Origin of the sequence: Mucilaginibacter sp. R-33, from assembly GCF_049949235.1 — a bacterium.
GTDB lineage: Bacteria > Bacteroidota > Bacteroidia > Sphingobacteriales > Sphingobacteriaceae > Mucilaginibacter.
This window is the reverse complement of record NZ_CP188089.1, coordinates 3,298,604-3,314,457: the sequence shown is the minus strand read 5'-3', so window position 1 is coordinate 3,314,457 and position 15,854 is coordinate 3,298,604. Positions and strand designations below refer to the sequence as shown.

Annotated in this window: 16 protein-coding genes; 11 read left to right on the top strand and 5 right to left on the bottom strand. The window is 42.4% G+C overall.

Annotated elements, in window-relative coordinates; all coding sequences use genetic code 11:
* The first annotated feature begins 128 nt into the window (after positions 1-128).
* The 3 genes from ACP26M_RS13845 (at position 129) to ACP26M_RS13835 (ending at position 4,608) form a co-directional block, all read left to right on the top strand.
* Entirely contained in the window at positions 129-293 is a 165-nt protein-coding gene (locus ACP26M_RS13845; protein ID WP_426580663.1) for a hypothetical protein, read from the top strand.
* Positions 294-380: 87 nt separating this feature from the next.
* Positions 381-3,494 carry a lantibiotic dehydratase gene (locus tag ACP26M_RS13840; protein WP_426580661.1) on the top strand — a complete coding sequence of 1,038 codons (3,114 nt, stop codon included), beginning with the start codon at positions 381-383 and terminating at the stop codon, positions 3,492-3,494.
* A gap of 211 nt (positions 3,495-3,705) precedes the next feature.
* Positions 3,706-4,608 (top strand): metallophosphoesterase family protein, encoded by a 903-nt coding sequence (locus ACP26M_RS13835; RefSeq protein WP_426580660.1) that lies wholly within the window; start codon positions 3,706-3,708, stop codon positions 4,606-4,608.
* A 60-nt stretch (positions 4,609-4,668) separates the two neighbouring features.
* Here ACP26M_RS13835 and ACP26M_RS13830 read toward each other — a convergent pair whose 3' ends face one another.
* Complete coding sequence (locus tag ACP26M_RS13830) at positions 4,669-7,704, bottom strand: protein O-mannosyl-transferase family (RefSeq protein ID WP_426580659.1); 3,036 nt, start codon at positions 7,702-7,704, stop codon at positions 4,669-4,671.
* Positions 7,705-7,899: 195 nt separating this feature from the next.
* On the opposite strand from ACP26M_RS13830, the gene ACP26M_RS13825 reads away from it, so the two are divergent.
* The 3 genes from ACP26M_RS13825 to ACP26M_RS13815 all read left to right on the top strand — a co-directional run bounded on the left by ACP26M_RS13825 (position 7,900) and on the right by ACP26M_RS13815 (position 9,463).
* Entirely contained in the window at positions 7,900-8,685 is a 786-nt protein-coding gene (locus tag ACP26M_RS13825; protein ID WP_373614399.1) for a mechanosensitive ion channel family protein, read from the top strand.
* A gap of 11 nt (positions 8,686-8,696) precedes the next feature.
* A complete protein-coding gene (locus tag ACP26M_RS13820; protein WP_426580658.1) occupies positions 8,697-9,200 on the top strand; it encodes an inorganic diphosphatase in 504 nt (167 codons plus the stop codon).
* An 80-nt stretch (positions 9,201-9,280) separates the two neighbouring features.
* Entirely contained in the window at positions 9,281-9,463 is a 183-nt protein-coding gene (locus ACP26M_RS13815) for a hypothetical protein (protein ID WP_426580657.1), read from the top strand.
* Between the two features lie 80 nt (positions 9,464-9,543).
* Here the strand turns inward: ACP26M_RS13815 and ACP26M_RS13810 are convergent, their stop codons facing one another.
* Positions 9,544-9,945, bottom strand: a complete 402-nt coding sequence (locus tag ACP26M_RS13810) for a winged helix-turn-helix transcriptional regulator (protein WP_090523849.1) — start codon at positions 9,943-9,945, stop codon at positions 9,544-9,546.
* Positions 9,946-10,037: 92 nt separating this feature from the next.
* On the opposite strand from ACP26M_RS13810, the gene ACP26M_RS13805 reads away from it, so the two are divergent.
* On the top strand, positions 10,038-10,397 hold the full coding sequence (locus ACP26M_RS13805) for a DoxX family protein (RefSeq protein WP_426580656.1): 360 nt from the start codon (positions 10,038-10,040) through the stop codon (positions 10,395-10,397).
* A gap of 72 nt (positions 10,398-10,469) precedes the next feature.
* On the opposite strand, the gene ACP26M_RS13800 is transcribed toward ACP26M_RS13805, so the two are convergent.
* Positions 10,470-10,673 (bottom strand): hypothetical protein, encoded by a 204-nt coding sequence (locus ACP26M_RS13800; protein WP_426580655.1) that lies wholly within the window; start codon positions 10,671-10,673, stop codon positions 10,470-10,472.
* 331 nt (positions 10,674-11,004) lie between these two features.
* Complete coding sequence (locus tag ACP26M_RS13795) at positions 11,005-11,964, bottom strand: glycoside hydrolase family 25 protein (protein ID WP_426580654.1); 960 nt, start codon at positions 11,962-11,964, stop codon at positions 11,005-11,007.
* 131 nt (positions 11,965-12,095) lie between these two features.
* Here ACP26M_RS13795 and ACP26M_RS13790 point away from each other — a divergent pair, with 131 nt between their 5' ends.
* From ACP26M_RS13790 to ACP26M_RS13775, 4 genes are all read left to right on the top strand, one after another.
* Positions 12,096-12,533, top strand: coding sequence for a MarR family winged helix-turn-helix transcriptional regulator (locus ACP26M_RS13790; RefSeq protein WP_426580653.1), 438 nt, complete (start codon positions 12,096-12,098; stop codon positions 12,531-12,533).
* 23 nt (positions 12,534-12,556) lie between these two features.
* The gene (locus tag ACP26M_RS13785; RefSeq protein ID WP_426580652.1) at positions 12,557-13,816 is read left to right on the top strand and encodes an MFS transporter; all 1,260 of its coding nucleotides are present in this window, start codon (positions 12,557-12,559) and stop codon (positions 13,814-13,816) included.
* Positions 13,817-13,836: 20 nt separating this feature from the next.
* Positions 13,837-14,397, top strand: a complete 561-nt coding sequence (locus ACP26M_RS13780) for an isochorismatase family protein (protein WP_426580651.1) — start codon at positions 13,837-13,839, stop codon at positions 14,395-14,397.
* Between the two features lie 206 nt (positions 14,398-14,603).
* A complete protein-coding gene (locus tag ACP26M_RS13775; protein ID WP_426580650.1) occupies positions 14,604-15,260 on the top strand; it encodes a phosphatase PAP2 family protein in 657 nt (218 codons plus the stop codon).
* Positions 15,261-15,278: 18 nt separating this feature from the next.
* Here the strand turns inward: ACP26M_RS13775 and ACP26M_RS13770 are convergent, their stop codons facing one another.
* Positions 15,279-15,740 (bottom strand): hypothetical protein, encoded by a 462-nt coding sequence (locus ACP26M_RS13770; protein WP_426580649.1) that lies wholly within the window; start codon positions 15,738-15,740, stop codon positions 15,279-15,281.
* Positions 15,741-15,854 lie beyond the last annotated feature (114 nt).

Genomic DNA, 15,854 nt, shown 5'->3' with positions numbered 1-15,854 from the left:
AATACGGTTTTGGTCATTCATAAACAGGCATTGGTACTAAATTTTTCTCGAGTAAAAGCCTGTTAACCACATTTATCCTATCACGGATAAATAACTAATAATTCATAACCATTTAAAAGTTTAAAATTATGAAAAATCATGACAAAGCTTCTTTACCAAAAATCCAAATTAAACAAGTACAGATTTTAAATCGCATAATTTCAAATCCTACATTAAAAAATAACGCAGGGTATTTGCTTGCTGGTACTACTACTGTTGATACAACGACTACTACCACAGGCACGGCCTTTTAATTGAGAGGTATCAACCTGTTTAAATACGGGTGATTGTAGTGAAGGATTAGTGCCTAAATAAAGCGGCCACCATTAGAGGTAACCACTATGAAAACAGCCAAATTATCCGAGCAATATAAATTTTCATCAGGCCTGATGCTTAGGTTTTCTGCATTTGATTGCGTGGAAGCAATTAATAAAAAAACCATCAGGACATTCACAAAAGATGAGTTGTTTATGCAGGCGCTTTGGCTTACCTCTAAAGATCTGTATGAAGCGGTTTTGCATATAGATAACATCACCGACGCGAAAAAACTGGAGAAGCTTGAAATAACCCTTGCCAAATTTATTAACAGGAGTGCAACTGGCACCAATCCGTCAGGGTTATTTGCAGGTTGCGCTCCTGTTACCTGGGGAGATACGACCGATTTACAGCTTGGGGATGCTTACCAGCACGTAAGGCTTAATGTTGCCGCAGCGGTTAATTTGAACAGTCAAATTTTAAATAACCGTGTCATACGGACATTGTTAAGTTACAGGGCAAATAAAACACTGTATACCTTAAACGGTACCTACCATAAAGTTGACCGGCAAACTGTAAACTGTGGTAAATACAACGCATCGCCGGTAAAGATATCTGACGATCTGCAGGCGGTTATCGGGTTTTGTGAAAACGCCAGGACATATAATTCGATAGACTTATTTATAACGCAAACACTTGGCAGAGCTCCGGAAGATGCCGCTGCTTTTTTGGACCAATTGATTAAAAACCAGGTTTTGTGGAGTGAGCTTGAACCGTGTATTGAGAGCGGGGAATACCTTGACCAGGCTATTGGCATTTTTACCCGGTTGTCACATCAAAGTGCACAGGCACAAAACTATTTATCAAAACTGAATACCGTTAAGCAGGTGCTGACCGGCATCGATAATGTAATTACAAAAAATAATAAGGTTGCTATGATTTTGAAAGATTTGCCAGGTGATGCCTCAGAGGGGACATTGCTGCAGGTTGATTATTTTAGGCAGGCAGATTCGGCTACGCTTGATAAAGTGTATGCCGATAAATTGCTTGATGCCATTGATCTGCTTAACCGGATCACACCCAGGCACCAAAGTAAAAACCTGGAAACGTTTATAAAACGTTTCCGCGACCGCTATCATGAGCGGGAGATTTTGCTAACAGAAGCGCTTGATCCTGAAAAAGGTATTGGCTATGCCGTAAACTGTTATAAAGAAGCATTGGGCTATACAACTGATAATGAAGATCTGCAATATACCAGTGCTGTGAAGTGGCTTATCGGGCAAATTGTTAACAATCCCGGGCAGGAAATTATCCATCTACAAAAATCGCAGTTTGATAGTATTAAGCCTCACGATGATGAATTGCCACCAAGTTTTTCGGTAATGTTCCGTATTTCGGGCCATGATGAGCCCTTGCTGTACCTTGAACTTTGCGGATGGCCGGCCGGCACTGCTATGTTTGGCCGTTTGGCCAATGCCGAGCGGAATTTTGGCCAGATCCTTGATGAAATAGCCGAAACTGAAGCCCGTATTTATGAGCCGGCTATATTTGCCGAAATTCTACACTCGCCTGATGACTACCTGGGGAGCTTTACCTCTGCACCATATCGGGATTACCAGTTTCAAACGCCGGTAAGCACCGGTGACCAGGAAGTTAATTTAACAGATCTGCTTGTATCTGTTAAAGGGAACAACGTTGTGCTGCGTTCGGCCAAATCAGGCAAAAGGATTATCCCCCGCTTAAATACAGCATATAATTACGGTATGACGGCCTTACCCGTGTACCGGTTCCTGGCCGATCTGCAATGCCAGGATTCAAAATACGAGCTTGGGTTTAATCTTGATATATTACCTAAACTTGGGGTAACCAAAACGCCAAGGGTAGTTTATGAAGGCGTAATATTAGCCCTAAAAACCTGGTACATCACCAATGCTGATTTACAGCAGCTGCTAAAAGAACTGGCTGTCGATTACAACGAAGCGTGGGCGAAGTTTGTTAAATACTGGGATCTGCCCGAGGCTTTTGTTTTTACAGATATTGACAGTGAATTGGTTGTACATACCAACAGCAGGCTTGAGGTTGCTGCATGGCTTTCGTCATGCAAGAAAAAGAATGAAATTATTTTAAAGGAATACATTGGCGAACGCGATAATATCATGCTTAAAAAGAAGGATGAAAAGCTTATCGGTAACCAGTTTGTGGCTGTTTTAAAACGGGGCGAAAAAGTAGCCGGCAAATATACCGGTATGGGGCCGCTTAATACAAATGCGGCTAAACGCCAGTTTTTCCCGGGTGATGAATGGTTGTACGTAAAACTGTATTGTGGTATTGAAACTGCCGAACATGTGATAGGTAATGAGCTGATACAGCTAAGCAAAAAGCTTTACCATGAAGACTTGATTGATCAATGGTTTTATGTACGTTATGCTGATCCTGAACCTCATATTCGTTTCAGGGTCCATCTGGCTTCTGTATTTGCATTGGGCAGGGTCATTCAAAATATTAACTATTGCTTTTCGGCCTTAATTAAATCAAAGCAAATCTGGAAGGTGCAGTTTGATACCTACGAGCGTGAACTGGAACGTTACGGAGAAGCGTCGATTGAGCTTGTTGAGCAGTTGTTTTTTAATGATAGCCTTGCAATAGCCAGTCTTATATCAAGAGCGGATATGACCGAAAACTTTGAAGAGCTGAGGTGGCTCTGGGGGCTGTTATCAATTGACAGGCTATTGAATGATTTTGATTTTCAGATCGAACAAAAAAACGAGCTTATGGAGCTGCTTTTAGCTTCATCATATCCGGACGTTAATTATGATAACCTGCTTTCAAAGCAACTGACTTTTAAATACAGGCATTACCGCAACAAGATTGAGGGCCTTTTTGCCGAAGGTGCCGCGGTTGCAGGCAACGACCTGCTCAGGTACCGGAGTTTAAACAACAGACCGGCAGCTTTATTGCTTGCCGAGCTTATTTCATCCGGCACGGTGCCGCAGGATCTGAACCTGCTTGTGATCAGCCTTATTCAAATGAGTATGAACCGCTTGTTTAAGACCAGGCAGCAGGCTCACGAACTGGGTGTGTACGATTTTCTGCTGCTTTATTATAAATCAGTTTTGCAAAACAAAGAAACGGGTTACAACAATAAATACATTGCCGGGGCTGTAAATGAGTACATGGCAGGCAGGCCATATCTTCAATAATTAATGGCTAAGCGCCCCGGAATAATATTTTAACCTTCCCTACACAAATCTATTAAGTCTTCTGCTAACGCGGAAGGCTTTTTGTTTTATATGGATGTTTCGGTCATTATTTTCTTAATAAAAGTTTAACAGAAATTCCCGTGGCTCACCAATATTATAAATGTATTTTTAACCCTCAAATTGCCTGAACCCGGGAGGCAGCTTTTATATTATGGAAAGAAGATCAGCATTAAAAAATATAGGCGGCCTGCTTCTGGCACCTTCATTAGCACTCGGCAATACAACACCGGCTGCAAAGCCATCATTACGGATAGCCCACATTACTGATGTGCACCTGAAGGATAAGTTTGATGCCCCTGCCAGGTTTACCAGGTGTCTCCATCACCTGCAGCAGCAAACGCCAAAGGTTGATATGGTATTAAATGGCGGCGACATTGTTTTTGATATGAACAAGGAAAATATCGGCACCATCAATGATCAATGGAAACTGGTGCAAAACATCATGAAAAATGAATGCAGTTTGCCCGTTCATTATTGTTTGGGCAACCACGATATCTGGTGGTACGAGGACGACAAAGGCCAGGTCATCTACGGAAAAAAATACGCTTTGGATAAGTTACAGCTTGTAAAGCCCTACTATAGTATGGTTAAGAATGGCTGGAAGGTTATTGTGCTGGATAGTGTGCATTTAGATATTGATAATACCTGGTATATAGGTAAGCTGGGCGATGAGCAGCTTACCTGGCTTAGCGATGAGCTGAAAGCTACAGATGCCAATATGCCGGTAATGGTCATGTCGCACATACCGATATTGACCGCTTTACTGATGATAGAGGATGATATTGTAAACAAGTGGACAATGCTTGGCGGCGACATGCATACTGATACTGCTAAAATCATCAACCTGTTTTACCAGCACCCTAACGTAAAATTATGTCTGAGCGGTCACCTGCACATGCGCGATAAGGTGGTTTATAACAATGTTACTTACCTGTGCAACGGCGCCGTTTCCGGTGCATGGTGGGAGGGTAACCGCCGGGAAACAGCTCCCGGCTATGGTTTGATAGACCTGTATGCCGATGGTACTTTTGAAGAAAAGTATGTGAATTATTAAAGTATAAAAAAGGGGCAGGCTAAATCAAATAGCCTGCCCCATAGTATATATATTGGTTGTTTAGAGCTGGAGAATACTTTTAAACTTTTCGGCATAGTCATTAAGTTGTGTAATTATTTGACCGCTTAGTTCTTTTTGGTTGCCGTTTTGAGTAATGGCTGCCATATCATTGAGAAGTTGCATACTGATCTGCACATCGCGCGGACTTAACCGACCTGTATCTTTTTGCAACTGATGGTAGTTATAATCAAGCTGATCGGTTAGGTAGGTGTTAACACTTTTGATCAATTTATTACCCAGCCTGGCATAGTCCAACTTATACGAGGTATCGGCCATTGTTATTTTGCCTTGTGCGGTCATGAAATTGGGGTTGATATCAGGCATCACCTTTTCATATTTGTGCAGGGTATTAAGTGCCAGGTTACGATGGCCCTCTTTCAGTAATGTCGCCGACAGATCAGAAAAAGCAGACACCATTTGCGGAAAAAACATGGTTGTTGATTGCTGATCAAGGTATTTGGCTGTTTTGAAATTGCCGAACTTAAACTTATCCATCATGTTGCTGTACATCACCAGGCTGTTGATCTTTGAAAGCTGATCTCTTAACGATGAATCAGTTTTGAAAGGCAACAGGCGATAGGTAAAACCTTCCTGGTACAAATATGGCTGTAAGCCAACCATGCTTGTTTGCCCAATAGATGTAGTGAAACAAATTGGCCGTTTCCAGTCGTTATGGGCAAGTATATCTATCATGGCAAGGTTTTCTTTGGTGATATAATTAGGAGGGAATTTCCATTTCATGGTATCCGTTAGCATGCCTTTTTGCTCAGGTGTGATCACCTTATTTTTCATTACATCATCGGCGTTAACCGCCAGCTTGAAGTTTTTGGTAGGCAAATAATTTTCGGTGGTACCGTTGGTATATTCAACATGCGTACGTTTATCATCCGAAGTAATGAAATCAAATATATCTTTTACATCAACATAACCTGGTACTTTGGCATCATTATACCTGATCACGTCACGGGTACCGAGCTTGTATTTATCAAAGCTCATGGTGATGGGCAGCGCATCGGCCTTGTTTATTTTGCGTTGCATTTGCCTTACCGACCAGTCGGCACTCAGCAGGCACAGATTTACAATCCGTACATCCGGCCGAATGTTTTCTACCTCCTGGTCATACCATAGCGAGTAGGTGTCGTTATCACCCAAATCAAACAAAATGGCATTTTTAGGGCAGGACATGAGGTAATTGTAAGCCATATCATGCGCCGCCATTTTGGTTGAACGGTCGTGGTTTTTCCACTCCTTGCTTGCCAGTAAAATAGGGCCAACAATTGTACAAATAACAAAAGCGCCAATGGTGGCAAACCGCGGACTGATCTTTTTAGGCATCATGTCAATCAGCGCTATCAATCCTAAACCAATCCAAATGGCAAAGGCATAAAATGAGCCAACGTACGAGTAATCGCGCTCACGGGGTTGTACAGACGGCTGGTTAACATATAATACTATAGCCAACCCGGTGAAAAAGAATAGCAACGTTATTACCAGCGCGTCTTTCTTTCGCTTTTTGAAGTGATAGAACATGCCAAGCAAGCCCACTATTAAAGGGAGGGCATAAAGCGGCGTATAGGTAACATTATTCAATACAAACTTAGGCGTATTGGAGGCGTTGTTGAACAAGCCCGATGTCCAGTTGCCGCCGATGCCATTCATGTTGGTCTGCCCTTCCATATCATCATCGTTGTAGCGGCCAACAAAGTTCCACATAAAATAGCGCCAGTACATCTGGTACATTTGCCAGCTGAACATCCATCTTAAATTATCCGAAAAGGAAGGCGTAGCGTTATCGCTCAACTGCAGCCAGTCGCGGTAAAACTGGGCATCCTGGGCGTAGGTGGTATTCTCCTCTGTCGACCACATGCGGGGCAGAATGCTGGTGTGGTCATAAACATAATTGGGCTTATTATAGGCTACCTCGTATTTCGTCTTTCCTTTGCGGTAAAGCGGTGTACCATCGGTAACATCCGTTATTTTGGCATCGAAGTAAGGGCCCTTAAGCAATGGTGTTTCACCATATTGGGTACGGTTAAGATATTCATACATCGTAAAGGCGTCGCTGGGGTGTGAGTTGTTCAGATTGGTTCCTGCCGATGCCCTGATAGGGATATAAACAAAAGAACTGTATCCAAAATAAACAAACACAATGCATAGCAGGCTTATATTTAAAAGATGTTTCTGCTTGCGGATGCTGTACCGGATCCCGGCAATAAGCAAGCCGATGATCAGCAAAAAAAAGAACAAAACGCCGCTGCCAAAACCAAGCCCAAGACTGTTTACAAAAAACAGATCGAACCTGGCGGCGAGGCCTATGGTATATCCTCTTATCCCAAACTGAACAAAGGCCAGGATCAGGATGCTGACGGCAAATGCCAAAAGCCCGTTTTTTACATTGATGTTTTTATACCTGCGGAAATAATAAACCATTACCAAAGCCGGTATGGTTAATAAATTGAGCAGGTGTATGCCGATAGAAAGGCCGATTACATAAGCTATAAAAACCAGCCATCTGTCGGCTCGCGGCTCATCGGCAACGGCATCCCATTTTAAAATAGCCCAGAATACTATAGCTGTACATAACGATGCCCAGGCAAAAACAATGGTTTCAACTGCCGAAAACCAAAAGGTATCGGTAAAGGTAAATGCAAGGGCGCCGGTTAGCCCGGCACCCATTATTTGTAAGGTTTGGGTTGTATTAACAGGAGTATTTTTTATAGCAAGCAGTTTTTTGGCAAGGGCGGTTATGCTCCAGAATAGAAACATAATGGTAGCTCCGCTGGCCAGTGCCGAACCAAGGTTGGTAAAGTAGGCAACTTTTGTCCTTTCGCCCATGGAAAGCAGGGAAAAGGCTTTGCCTATCATAGCAAAAAGCGGGTAACCCGGTTGGTGCGATACCTGGAGTTTGTAGGCACAGGAAATAAATTCGCCGCAGTCCCAAAAACTTACCGAAGGCTCTAAAGTTAGGACGTAAGTAAGGGATGCAAGGGTAAAACAAAGCCAGCCCAAAAGGTTGTTGATCTTGTTGTAGCTCATGATAAAGTGTAAAGTTTTTTCAAATAGTTAATACCAAATTAGAGCTTAAAATTGGTAACGTATTGAAATTTAACACTTTTAACATTTGTTAACACTTGGAGGGTTGAAGTGTTAAATGGTTGTTAAAACAAACCCTTACCCCAAATATGCGTTAAGCATAGGTGGTTTTTATGCGGAAGCTAAACGGTTTGTTTTATGAAGATTGAAAAGTTTTATGAACAGGTATACATTTGGGTGATCCGTTACGCACCCAGTTTTTTGATTGGGCTGGTAGTTTTGTTCATCGGCCTTTGGCTCATTAACCTGCTGCTTAAATGGTGGCAGGGCCATATGCAGAAAAAGGAAATAGATCCTACCATTAAACCCTTTTTGCAAAGCCTTGTGGGCGTTATCCTACGCGTGCTGCTGATATTAGGAGTTGTACAGATCATGGGGGTGCCTATTACCTTGTTTACCGCGCTTGTTGGTGCTTTTGGTGTGGCGGCCGGTTTGGCACTTTCAGGTACACTGCAAAACTTTGCCAGTGGAGTGCTCATCCTTCTACTTAAACCTTTTGTTGTTGGTGATAATATCATAGCTCAGGGACTTGAAGGCACTGTTACCGCTATCCAAATCTTTTATACCGTTGTTAAAACCTTCGATAACAGGATAGTTATAATGCCTAACAGTAAGCTCTCAAACGAAGTGATCATCAATATCAGCAGGGAAGGTACCCGCAGGCTTGATATCGAGCTGAAGTTTACCAATAATATTGATTTTAATGAGGTGAAATCGGTCATTAACTCTTCTATCGATAAATCAAAGAACATATTGGAAACTCCGGACAGGAGGATAGGTATTGCCGGTTTAGATCCTGATGGTTATCGTGTAGGGATTAATGTTTGGGTTCATGCACACGGTTTCCAGGATACCAAACTGGCCGTACAGGAAAACATTTTGCAGGACTTGAAAGCTTCCGGGGTTAAAATACCGGGTTTATAAAATATGTGTACATGGATAATTTAGAAAACAAGATCACGGTGATTGTTGAAACGCCTAAAGGCTGCGGCCATAAGTATGATTATGATGCCATCACCAATCAGTTCAGGCTTAAAAAACTACTGCCTGCAGGTATGGTTTTTCCTTTTGATTTTGGCTTTATACCCAATACAGTGGGGGGCGATGGCGATCCGCTGGATGTGCTGGTCATATCGGAGATCAGTACTTTTCCGGGCTGTGTGATAGATTGCCGGCTGATAGGCGCCTTTAAGGTAGAACAAACCAGTCCCGATGGGAAACGTTACCGGAACGACAGGTTGCTGGCAGTGCCGGCAGTATCAAAAATTTTTACCGGTTTGCATGATGCCGCTCAACTGCCGCACAGCCTTACCGACCAGATAGAGGCTTTTTTTACAAACTATAACCGCCTGGAATCTAAAGAATTTAATTTAATGGAACGCCTTGGTGCAGAGGGAGCTATGGAACTTCTTAATAATGCAACTACTGGTAATGGATAGTGGGGGCTAATTTTATAAAACCCAATTACTGTTTGCTTGTAGTAACTATATAAACATTGTTGAATTTAAATATAGCTACTATGAAAGGTCAACAGCATTTTAAGAATAACACCGACGCACAGGGCAAACCAACTGCAGATCGTGCCTTTACGAACCACAATGATGCCCAGAAGCAAAAAGGCATCAGTAATGCGGGCGGGCAGCGATCCGATCAAACATCAAGCCGGGATAGCGCTCATCGCCCCGAGAAGAAAAAAGCGTAATGTTATCATTTATAAAAGCGCCTTTGCTTACCAGGCAAAGGCGCTTTGTACTTCTAAATTCTGAAGAGCTATTTACTACATTATAATGAAACTGCCATTGTTTTTTTGGCATCGGCTTCAGCCCGGCTCATTTGTTTAATATGTTCACGATGGTTCATGCCCCATTCGCGCAATTCTGAAACAACCTTACCAAGCGTATCGGCATATTCGGTACGTTCATAAATTACAGTTACCGGCGTGGTATCATAAACAGTCCGTTTAACAAAGCCATTTAGTTCAAGCTCCCTTAACTCTTTCGAAAGTATTTTAGGCGTGATGCTTTCCAGGTCGCGCTGAAGTTCCTTAAACCGTTTAGGGCCGGTCATCAGGCTTACCAGCATAGGCAGCTTCCATTTGCCGTTTACTACATAAAGCGTATCGCGTACCGCGGTTACAGAAGCTTTGCAGGTCTCTTTATTGTGAATGATTTGTTCGTTGTTCATACTCGCTATCCCCAATGATACCGGTATCCTTTAGGATAGTAGTATCTTTTTAATAGCAAAGGTAGCTAAGTTTGCGGCAAATAATTCATTAAATGAAAGCAACTAAAATTTTTTACTGGATGCTGACCGCTATTGTAGCATTGATGATGGCTTTTTCATGCTATTCATACTTAACAAAGCCCGAAATGGCTGCAGCTTTTCATCATTTAGGCTTCCCCGATTACTTCAGGATTGAACTGGCAATAGCTAAGCTTATTGGTGCAATATTACTATTGGTACCAGTGCCTGCCAGGCTAAAAGAGTGGACTTATGCAGGATTTACTTTTGTGTTTGTTTCGGCATTTATAGCACATAGTGCATTAGGTGATCCGGTGGCAAACCGTGTTATGCCGTTGGTGTTTCTGGCGATTTTGGGCGGATCGTATGTGTTGTATTATAAAAAGCAGAATTGAGTAAATAATATTGTCAATATTAGATAGAAGTATTTTAGAAGACTTTTCCACCAAACGAATTGATCTGCTTGGCTATTGCAATTTTCTTCTAAAAATAACTTTCTCTATTTTGGTTGGAAAGGTTTTGCCTGATGAAATAAAATATAATCGCCTCAAGCGAACTACTTCCGCCAGTCGTTCCGAAGGGCTTTTGCTGAGCCAAAATTCCACATCCAGCGTATCTTCATCTTCTTTATGAACATGGCTGGCAGCTAAGGCAATTTTTCTTTTGTACAACGTTTGTTCTTGTTTTTAACATCAATATACATATTTATTGCGTGTTAGAAAAGAGATATTGACTGGTTATTTTATTTAGTGCTTTTTGGCTAAACCCCTTTTACTTCTACCATACTTCCGTCGGTTAAAACCAACGGCAATGACGTTTTTTATTTTGTAGTAATAATGGCTGCACATCAGACAAAGGAGTGTTTTATATCTTTGTCTGAAAATATTTGGTTAAAGATTTGTTATTTCATTGCCGTCGGTTTTAACCGACGGTTTGTCATTTTAGGAGGCGGGTGGCTTTAGCCAAAATCGTTGAGCAGTAATTTAACTAAGGAGATTTTACTTACGGCACCAGCAATTTCTCAAACTCCGTACTATCGCCCTTAAACACATTAAAATCCACAACATGGTTAATGCCGTTAACATGGGCTTTATCCGAATGCTGCCAGAATTTCCAGTTTGTTTTGTTGGATACAAGCAGCTTGGGCTGGTAGTAATGTGCAATCCACAGGGTATAACCATCAAAATAACCTTCCAGGTAATCCTGGTAAAATTTTAGGTTGGTGTAGATGATAGGCTTGATGCCAGTGCGGGTTTCAATTGTTTTGATAAAACTCTCTAATTGCTCACGCATTTTTTCAGGACTGGTACGATATAATCGTTCCACGTCTACCACCATAGGCAGGTCGCCTTTTTCAGTTTTTACGGTTTGCAGGAAAAACTTAGCTTGCCATACGCCACTTTTTTGCGGAAGAAAAAAATGATAGGCGCCGCACATGATCCCCGCCTTAGGTGCTTCGCGCCAGTTACGCTGAAAATAGGGATCGACACTTAGCACGCCTTCGGTAGCTTTTATAAATGCAAAACTGATATGAACATCGCCCTCGCGCATGGCCTTTACCTGTTTCCAGTTAATGCGGCCCTGGTATGAAGATACATCAATGCCGTATACTGTATAGCCATCAGGGATATGAATATTAAAGTCCTTGTATTTACGATAATGCGTGTCTTCCCCGGCATCCATAATCCACCGCCAGGTAGCGCTGCCAAATTTTAAAATATAGCCATAATAAAAAGGAGAAAGCAGGATGAGCAGCAACGCGCCTATAGCCACTATCCACTGGGTGGAGAAACTGGCCTGCTGTTTTGCTTTAACTACCGGCTTTTTACGGGCAGGCGCTTTCTTTCTTACGGGTGTTTTCTTTTCAGGAGCAGGCACGGGGTAAAAATAGCAAATCTGAACCGGGATTTGAACCTGGATTTTTAGGATTCTGGATTCCCCTGATAGCAGGTTGATTAGCATTAAAATTATTGAGCAGTATCCAAAACCTAAATCAGGAAATCTTCAAATCAAGAAAATCAAGGTTTACATTCCCTTAACAAAACAATTCCTATATTTGTAAGGTAAACTTACAAGTTTAACTGATTAATTATATGAGTGACGAAAAAGAGATCCAACTGGCTTCTGAATTAAGGTTTATTATAGGCCGGCTTAGTAAAAAGATCAGGAAGACTTCGGCTACTGCCGAAAAGCTTTCGCTTACCGAGCGGTCAACCATGGCACTGATCTTTCAGCATGAGGAGATTTTGCCTAATGAGCTGGCAGCTATGGAAAAGATCACCACGCAATCCATGTCGCAGATCCTGAGCAACCTGCTTAATCTCGGATTGATCAAGAGACGCATCTCCGAGCTGGATAAACGCAAGGTGATCATTTCACTTTCGGAAGCGGGGATCAGCCTTATCCATAAATCAAGGAGTGAAAAGGATGAATGGCTTAGCCGCGCGCTCGAAGCTACCTGCACTGCCGAGGAGCAGGAGATTATGAAAAAAGCCCTGGCGCCACTGGCCAAACTTGTGGACTTTGATTAATAAAAACTGACAGAAAGGGATAAATGAGTAAGTTAAGTACATTCAACGCTTTTAAAAGCCGCAACTACCGGCTGTATTTTGCCGGGCAATCCGTTTCATTGTTGGGTACCTGGATGCAAAAAACCGCCGTAAGCTGGGTGATCTATTCGCAAACACATTCCAAGTTTATGCTGGGATTAAGCTTATTTGCAAGCCTGTTCCCGTCCTTCCTGTTCTCGTTTCTGGGTGGTGTGGTTTCTGACAGGTATAACCGCTTTAAAGTGCTGCTGGTTACACAGGTGGCGTCAATGATACAGGCCGTTTTACTTACGGGGCTGGTGTTTTTCGGTTATTATTCAGTTTGGGCAATCATGGCTTTAACTGCTGTTTTAGGGTTAATCAATGCGTTTGATGTGCCTGCAAGGCAATCGCTGGTATATGAAATGGTTGATGATAAATCCGACCTGCCTAATGCACTTGCTCTTAACTCTGCCATGGTTAACCTGTCGCGCCTGATAGGGCCGGGGATAGCAGGCCTGATTATCGAAAAATTTGGCGATTCGGTTTGTTTTGGCGCCAATGCCCTAAGCTTTATTGCCGTAATTGGCTCATTGCTGATGATGCGTTTGCCTGAATTTGCTCCTAAGCCCCATGGTAAAAATGTACTGGCCGATCTAAAAGACGGCTTCGAATACATCCGCAATACACCCACTATAAAGTTCATGTTACTGATGCTTGCTTCCATAAGCTTGTTTGTACTGCCTTTCAGTACGCTGATACCGGTTTATGCTAAGGACATATTTAAGGGAACGGCCTCTACTTTTGGGGTTATAGATAGTGTTATAGGGCTTGGTGCTTTTGGCGGCGGGATTTTCCTGGCCTCATTAAGTGCCGGTACCGATCTAAAAAAGATTCTGGCCGTTAATACGCTGATATTTGCCGCAGGGCTGATAGCATTTTCGCATATGCACAATTATCCTGTTGCGCTGTTTTTTTCAGCAATTATCGGTTTTGGTATGATGTCGCAGGTTACCATTGGCAATACCATTATCCAAACTACTGCGACTCCCGAAATGCGAGGCCGGGTAATCAGTTATTATGCTATGTCTTTTTTTGGGATGCAGCCGCTTGGTGGACTGCTTATTGGCGCAGTTTCACAAAAGATAGGCGTGCCCGATACGGTTATGGCCGAAGGTATGATAGCACTGCTTTTAGGGGTTTTACATTTTGCTTTTTTAAGGCGCAGCAGGCTTAAAAAGAAAACTATGGAAGCCATGCAGCAGCCCGCCGAAGCAATTTCTTAAACATTAAACAATCAACTACCATGATAACTACATTAGATCAAAATACAGCACTGGTGCTGATAGATTTGCAGAAATACATTGTACAGCTTACATGTGCCCACCCAATGGCCGGCATTTTGGAAAAGTCGGCTCAATTGGTTGAAGCCTTTCGCAAGGCCGGTAAGCCTATTGTCGTTGTTCATGTAGAACCAACCGGTGCGGCTTTTAAAACCAGGCGCGACAACAATAGAAACAGCATGACCGAACTCCCCGCCGACTGGAACGAAATAGCTCCCGAAATTAAAACCGAACAAACAGATATTTTTATCACCAAAAAAAACTGGGGCGCTTTTTATAATACAGATCTGCACGAGGAATTGCAAAAGAGAGGCGTCACGCAAATTGTACTGGCCGGCGTAGCCACCAGCATAGGTGTTGAAGCTACTGCCCGCTCGGCCAACGAGCATGCCTACAATATAGCCTTTGCCAGTGATGCCATGACCGATATGTTTCCCGAAGCGCATGCCCACAGCTTTAAATACATTTTCCCGAGAATAGGGCAGGTGGGTACTACCGCCGAGATTATTGAGAAGTTGGGATAGAGATGAGGGTAAGTGTATAATAGGACGCATCTTTGCTTTGTATCTACCCTTAGTAAGTTGAAGAACCCAGACTTACGAAGTTTCAAAAGTCTTATTCTTCTGGTCATCCATTCTTTGTGGTTCTACTTTTTCGGCGAACAAACAATCTCCATGTAATAGGCATTTATAGTTAAATTAGCAGTGTGGATATTGCTACTAAACCGCCTATGAAAAAGATCTCCCCGCTTAAATTCCTGGTAGTTTTAATTCATTTGCAGGGATTGTTGATTTGTTTTGCGGGCGAAGCTTTTACGCAGGCCGATTCGGCGAAAGTCACCGTAAATAGTCCTGCATTTATCTCACCTGCTGTTCAGCGCTGGGACGACCGTGTCATGATCGATTTGCAAAATCAACGCACACCCGGCCAAACAGGTTTTTTCATGTTCCTGAGCAAGAATGTTTTGTACGGCGATATCGGGATCCCGGCGGGCTTACTGGTAGGAGGTATTGCAAGCAATAATAAAGAAATGCGCCAAAACGCAGGTTATGTGGCCAGCAGCACGGCCATATCATATGGTTTTATGCTGCTGATCAAGCACCTGGTGAAAAGGCCGCGGCCATTTATTCAAAATATCAATATCACGCCGGTTTACCGGGCGGGCGGTACCTCGTTCCCATCGGGGCATACTTCATCAAGCTTCGCTACGGCTACGGCTTTATCGGCAGCTTATCCTAAATGGTATGTGATAGCGCCATCTTTCTTTTGGGCGGGCGCCACCAGCTATTCAAGAATGTATCTCGGGGTTCATTATCCTACCGATGTGGCTGCCGGGTTAACATTAGGTGTCGGCAGTGCCGCGGCTATGTCGTTTTTGAAGAAGTAGGGTTGCCGAATTATTTCGTTATTCTCGTCGCACATTTGAGAGTATTAATCCATGTGGCTGTTTTTTGAAGTTTGAATAATAACAAAGATCGTCCATAACAAATGATAAATGCGATTGTAGAGCGAAACATAAATCAATAGCATATCTATAGCCTTGAGTGTTATATTCAACTATTTCAATCCCTGAAAAATCGAAATAACCTTTTTTATCCAAAAATTCGTCGTCAAAAATTTGCTGGTGCAATGCTATAAGCGCATATTCCGATTTGCGCATTAAAGTATCAAAGTTATTTATAAGGTCTTTTATTGCTTCCACAACGCAGTTCCAATCTATAATTATGTCTTCGTCAGCTTTGTTTTGAAACACTTTCTCATTAAATATAACTTCACATCGAATTGTTTTTAGTTTAAATATTGTCCACCATTCGCCATCGTTGCTTTGTTTGAAATTTAATTCGAGGTTGTCTACTGAGATTAACATGGATGTAAGATAAGAGAAATCTTCAATAGGAAGTGGTTTCTGTTTTGCAGGAAAGTTTTAATAATATTTTGCAGGTAAATTATTATTAAAGTGATATCTTGACCTCAATCGTTC